This window comes from Mesorhizobium sp. M7A.F.Ca.ET.027.03.2.1 (genome assembly GCF_003999175.1).
GTDB lineage: Bacteria > Pseudomonadota > Alphaproteobacteria > Rhizobiales > Rhizobiaceae > Mesorhizobium.
In genome coordinates this window covers 1-1,823 of record NZ_RZOM01001169.1, presented here as the reverse complement: position 1 = coordinate 1,823, position 1,823 = coordinate 1, and the positions used below count along the sequence as shown (strand labels likewise).

At 62.3% G+C, this 1,823-nt stretch carries 3 protein-coding genes; 2 read left to right on the top strand and 1 reads right to left on the bottom strand.

The window, feature by feature from the left end:
* Positions 1 to 420 (bottom strand): NAD-dependent epimerase/dehydratase family protein (locus EN750_RS32525; protein ID WP_127399135.1); only part of this gene is annotated, 420 nt, incomplete at its 3' end.
* 232 nt (positions 421 to 652) lie between these two features.
* On the opposite strand from EN750_RS32525, the gene EN750_RS32520 reads away from it, so the two are divergent.
* Positions 653 to 1,297, top strand: coding sequence for an isochorismatase family cysteine hydrolase (locus EN750_RS32520; protein WP_127399136.1), 645 nt, complete (start codon positions 653 to 655; stop codon positions 1,295 to 1,297).
* 48 nt (positions 1,298 to 1,345) lie between these two features.
* Positions 1,346 to 1,823: MarR family transcriptional regulator (locus tag EN750_RS32515; protein ID WP_127399134.1), on the top strand; the 478-nt coding region annotated here is incomplete at its 3' end.

The following is a 1,823-nucleotide window of genomic DNA, read 5'->3' as shown; positions in this document are numbered from 1 at the left end:
GTACGGGTCCTGCGCGCCGACCGGATGGTTCAGGTCGACCGGCAGATAGGGCGGTCGAACAGGTTTCTCGAAAAAGGGATAGCCGAAAACGCTGAAGGACGAGGCATAGACGAAGCGCCTGGCGCCGGCCATGGCAGCTGCCTCGACCACATTGTAGGCGGTCGCGATGTTGGTCTTGAACACCTCGCCGCCGGCCCGGCCGGTCGGCCGCGGAATGGCCGCGACATGCACAACCGCATCGCAATCGCGCACCAGCTGCAGCGTCGACCCCAGATCGGTCAAATCGGCGGTTGCGTGGCGCCATGCGACCTCACCCGGCACTACGGCATCGACACCAAGCACATCGTGGCCGGCCGCAACCAGAGCCTCGGCCACATGGCGGCCAAGCAGGCCACTGGCTCCGGTGACGATGGTTTTCATATCTCGACCTCGGCTCCGCAATTAAGCGGCTTGAATATCATTGATGGTCATACAAATCGAGCACATGCCTGACAAGCGTTGTCAAGGCCATTTCGCGATGGACAAATAGCGCATACGCTTGTCGGAGCGCGGTGCGCAAGGCCGACCAGCACGCTTTGCGTCGAACGGGATTGACTTGGCATCCACTAGGGTTTTTTGTATGAGCATCAACGATCGGTCAAAGGAGCTCGCCATGTCCGTGGACAGTTTTTCCTCACATCGGCACGATGACGCGGTGCGTCTCGATTCACGCCGTGCAGCCGTTGTCGTCATCGATATGATCAATGAATTCTGCAAGCCCGGCGGGGCCATGGTCCTGCCTGGGTACGAGACGCTGGTCGGGCCGCAACTGGCCGTGATCGAGGCCGCGCGCGCCGCCGGCGTGCCGGTGATCTGGGTCCATGACAGCCACCGGCCGGGCATGCGACGCGAGCGCGAATGGCTGAAGCGCACGCCGCATTGCCTGGACGGAAGCTGGGGGCCGGAGATCATCGAGGATCTCGGCGCCCGCGATGATGAGATCCATGTGATCAAGCGGCGCTACTCGGCCTTCTTCCAAACCGACCTCGACCTGACGCTGAAAGACATGCAGATCGATCAGTTGATCATCTTCGGCGTGGTCACCAATATCTGTGTGCGCTCGACCGTCCACGATGCCTTTTTCGAGGGCTATGAGGTGGTAGTGCCAAGCGATTGCTGCGCGGCAACGGGACCACGCGAGCAGGAAAGCTCGCTGTATGACATAGCGACCCATTTCGGCGTGATCAGCGATTCGGCTGATGTCGTCGCAGCCCTCCGCGACGGGACATCGCTTCAACCAGCGAGGGTTGCGGCTTGAGCTTTTTCCGGCCGGCGACATCCAAGACAGCGGCGATAGGAGTCCGGTGTGACGACTGAAAAGAAACCGCAATCCAAAAAAGGCGAAACGCCGGGAGGCGATGCACCCCTGAGCCGCGAGCAGGTGCTGCAGCAGTACGCCGGGACCGGCTATGAACTGGACCGCCACCCGGCGCACGTCATCCGCCGGGCGCATCAGCGCGCGACGTTGCGCTTCCAGCAGGTCATGGCCGGCGAAGACCTTTCGCCAACGCAATTCGCGGCGCTCGCCACGATCCTCAAGCATGGCGAAGTTTCGCAGAACCATCTCGGCCGGCTGACGGCGATGGACCCATCGACCATCAGCATCGTCATGCGCAAACTGCTCAAACACGGGCTGATCACGCGCAGCGCCTCCGAAACCGACCAACGCCTGACGATGATCGCGCTGACCAGCAAAGGGACCGACTATACGCTGGAGCGGCTCGAACGCAGCGTCGAGGTCGGGCGGCGGTTCCTGTCGCCGCTCTCACCGGCCGAGCAGGCGA